3 protein-coding genes and 2 pseudogenes are annotated in these 3,665 nt (G+C 41.8%); 2 read left to right on the forward strand and 3 right to left on the reverse strand.

The features are described 5' to 3' along the window. Nucleotides 1-59: 59 nt before the first annotated feature. Nucleotides 60-524: pseudogene (locus tag THEPK_RS01215) on the reverse strand (adenosylcobinamide amidohydrolase); the annotation flags it as partial. Between the two features lie 38 nt (nt 525-562). Beyond that, nucleotides 563-1,105: a 50S ribosomal protein L16 gene (locus THEPK_RS01220; protein WP_042697359.1), complete on the reverse strand. Its 543-nt coding sequence runs from the start codon at nt 1,103-1,105 to the stop codon at nt 563-565. Nucleotides 1,106-1,420: 315 nt separating this feature from the next. Between THEPK_RS01220 and THEPK_RS01225 the strand changes: the two genes are divergently transcribed. Next, nucleotides 1,421-2,149: a sulfite exporter TauE/SafE family protein gene (locus THEPK_RS01225; RefSeq protein WP_042697361.1), complete on the forward strand. Its 729-nt coding sequence runs from the start codon at nt 1,421-1,423 to the stop codon at nt 2,147-2,149. Between the two features lie 51 nt (nt 2,150-2,200). Next, nucleotides 2,201-2,761: a hypothetical protein gene (locus tag THEPK_RS01230; RefSeq protein WP_198011269.1), complete on the forward strand. Its 561-nt coding sequence runs from the start codon at nt 2,201-2,203 to the stop codon at nt 2,759-2,761. On the opposite strand, the pseudogene THEPK_RS12445 reads toward THEPK_RS01230, so the two are convergent. Further along, nucleotides 2,732-3,600, reverse strand: a pseudogene (locus THEPK_RS12445) (IS982 family transposase). The gene THEPK_RS01230 and the pseudogene THEPK_RS12445 overlap by 30 nt on opposite strands. Between the last annotated feature and the right edge of the window lie 65 nt (nt 3,601-3,665).

Raw genomic sequence — 3,665 nt, forward strand, 5'->3', positions numbered from 1 at the left:
GCACACCCCTATTACAAACAATGACACAAAATATATAAACTTTACGATTTTAACCATTTAGAAAACAGCCCTATTCCATCGCTTGTTGTTCCAGTGGCATTATAGCCGAGATCCAATAGCGTGTATGTTTTTGCTTCTGTGGCCGTCATTATTGCATTTGCCATAGCCCCAAGAGTGAGCCCTTCTTTAATAACCAAAGCTATGTTGATTGTTTTGCTTAAAAATCGGGGAGGCTCATCTCCAGCTATTGCAGGATTAGTTATTCCAGCTGTGATGTAGGCCCTAACGTTTCCAGACTCTGCAATAGAGAGAACCTTTTCTATATCCGCAGCAGTCATGAAACCTACAAAATTCTTCAGCCCATTTGCCCTCTCAAATTCAAGACAGTCCTTCTTGTAATCGCCATCATAATTTCTGTGAACCTGCATGAAAAAGAACCCGTTAGCTCTGAAAACTCCACCATTATGGGGCGCATTACTGAGAGAAATCATTTGAGACTTAAAAGGGTGTACAAATGCCCTCATGAAAGAAAAGGGAAAATTAAGGTTAATAAGCTTTTACCTCAAAGTGTTGATAGTACTTTGGTTGTTATGTCGTTTCCTTGCTTGTCGTAGATTCTGTAGTAGCACTTGCATGGGAACTTCATGCTTGCTCTCTTCATAGCTTCTAGTGCAAATTTTAAGTGCTGTCTGTTGACTCTGACTGTGATGATCTTTTGGTCTTTCTTAAGTCTTGCAGCAAGTCCAATTGGCTTTCCAAAGGGCCTTCTCATACCGTTACCATAACGGTCAGCTTTTCTTCCTGTAGCCATTGGGTTCTCTCTAAGTACCTGGAATGGGTAAACCCTTATCTTGAAGTGGAAGTTGCTTCTACCAACGTTTTTGGTAAGGTATCTGTTGACTTGGGTTCTCGCAGCTTCGAGGGCGTTTTGTCTGATCTGGACTGGTTCAGCTGTGTGAAGGCTAACTTCAAATTCGAAGTCTCCGGCAGGGTTTCCCATGTCGAATATGGTAATCCTTGGACCGGGAGCACCTCTAATGTATTCCCTTCTTGTGTAAGCCGGCTTGTCAACGTATCTGTCAATCTTAGCTGGTCTCAAAGCCATATCTCTCACCTCCCAAATGAGCGCAATCTAAAAGTAAGCACTTTGCTTGGCTTATAAAAGTTTTGGATTCTTGACTTGAAAGCTTTTCGGGTGTGGATATATAAATGTTTTGTAGTTGGGCTAATGGGTTAACAACTTTTCGAGACGCTCAATAAGACGATTTGATAAGATCATGAGCTCTTTCAGCTTGTGTAGGATATCACAGGACAGCTCCTTTTTCTTGTAGGCTGGTTATATTTTAGACTTCTCTTGCTGAAAATGTCGAAAGATAAACCTTTTTATATTTTTAAGTCAAAGTATTTCTGGCGAATTAACATGAGAGAAGCCCTTCTCTTACTCGTGGCGGGATTTGGGGGGTTCATAGGTTCTTTAATGAGCGGGGGGAGTTTAATAACCCTATTTATCCTTACACTTTTTGAGATTCCCACAAAGACTGCCATAGGGACATTAAAAATGGTTATTGCGGTATTAACCCTCGTGTCTTCTCTTACATACCTTAAAGCGGGCATCTTAAATTTGAAGATGGCTTTTACTGTTGTGTTCTTTTCCTTAATTGGCTCCTACGTTGGTAGTGCTTTCCTGCTTAGTATGTCTGAGGAGACTGCAAATTTTATCGTAATGGCGTTTCTCCTAATAGGAACGTATTTTGTGCTAAAAGAGCCACAGGGGGAGCCTGTGTTTAGTGGTAAGCTGGCTCAGTCTATTGTTGGTCTGGCAATCGGTATCTACATAGGTGTTTTGGGAATAGAATCGACTCTTGTGGTAATTTCTCTCCTGAGAATGTTCTTTAGACTGGATATTTTAAGGGCAAACGCAATGGCGAAGGCGATCATTTTCTTTAACAACCTTGTTGCCTTCATAACCTATGCAGAAAGCGGCAGCGTTGATTATTCTATCGGACTGCTTCTTATGTTCCCCGTCATTATAGGTTCATGGTTGGGGGCCAAGACTGCCCTTAAAATGGATTCCAAACACCTCAAGGGAATGTTCATTGGTATTTCTCTGCTGACTCTGGCTAATCTCTTGAGAAATTTAATAGATTAAACGTAAATGTTAATAACATCAAAATCGAAAGATGGGTAGAGGTGAATAAATATGAAGAGGGCTTTGGGTTTTGTAATGGTGTTGTTGTTTTTGTCCAGTGTGGGAATTGCCAATGCATACAGCTTTTCAATAGACTCGACGAACGCAGTCATTGTGCTTCCCACTACAAAGGTTGTAAACAATCAGCCCCTGCACATAAACGAAGATGCAATCGCTGGAGCACGGTTGGGAGCATTCTTAGTTCTTAAGGGAATAAGACCAAGCTCATACTCCACATACGTTGAGGTTCCCGTGAAGTACAGAAGTGTGATTATCCCGGATAACGACCAATACTATAAGTTAAGCGAGACTGACATGCCTGACGTGGGCTTAGCCCTTGGAGAAGCTCCAGAGGGGGATAAAATTGTTATTGCAGTGAACTTTTCGAAGGTTCTCTACAATTCAACGTTAAAGAAGGCGCAATTTGGAGATAGAAGTGTAGAGATAGTATTTAACGAAAACACAACACCTCTAAGCCTTGGGGGACAGAACTCAAAACTTGTATCAACAGTTGAAGATGGAAGGGATACCCTTTACATAACCCTAGTTCCCACCACCTGTGAAGTTGTATAATCTGTCCAGATTCACGGCCAGAATCGCCCCTAAAATCCTGACAGCTAACCCCCTCAAACTAACACTCCTGCTCGGCCTCAGAAGAAACTCAGAAAACTTCGAAAACAAAGTCTCAATCCTCCTGCGAAAGTCAGACAAGTACTTGTAAAACTTCTTCTCCTCCAGATTACTAATCTGATTCCCCCGCTTTACTGGCGTGTAAACAACGCCAAACCTCAGAAATTCCTCCTCGAGCCCCCTGCTAACATACCCCTTATCCAAAAACAGAAAACAGCCGGAAAACTCCTCAACAATCACCCAGAACTTTTCCCTGACAACACTCACATCATGCTTGTTTGCCGGATCAACAGACATTTAATGCATCTTATTTCCATCAGAGTAACAGGTCAGCTTGTACCCATAGTAAAACTTTTTTAGAGGGAACAAACCCAACTGCGGGCTTTTCAGAGATGACTTCTGAAGAACCCTCCTTATCCTTCCTGTTTTTCTGGCCAACTCCTTGGTCTGAATGGGCTTTGAGTCCAGTATTCTAACGTATTCTCTGGCGTGTTTTTGAATAATTCTTCCTGCGCTAGGAGCAGGAGTTTTTCGTGCCTGTTCAAGCGTTCTGTTAGTTTGTTGTACCTGATTTTGGGGAACAGCTTCATTTCTTCGATTAGGACTCTGTAAGCGTGCTTGTAAACTCCGTTAAAGTGCAAGTGTGCTAGTATTGCGAAGGTTATCAGGTCGTAGAGGCTGATTATTTCCCTGTGAGTGTTTTTCGGGTAGTGTTTGCTGATTATCGGATAGATTTCGGATTTTATGATCAGGATTTTCCTCTGAAAGCTCAATACAACCACCAATCAATCAAAAGACTTAAGTGCTTATAACTCTAACGATCTAATGGGAACTAGGGTATTGTATA

Origin of the sequence: Thermococcus sp. PK (assembly GCF_000430485.1) — an archaeon.
Classification (GTDB): domain Archaea; phylum Methanobacteriota_B; class Thermococci; order Thermococcales; family Thermococcaceae; genus Thermococcus_A; species Thermococcus_A bergensis.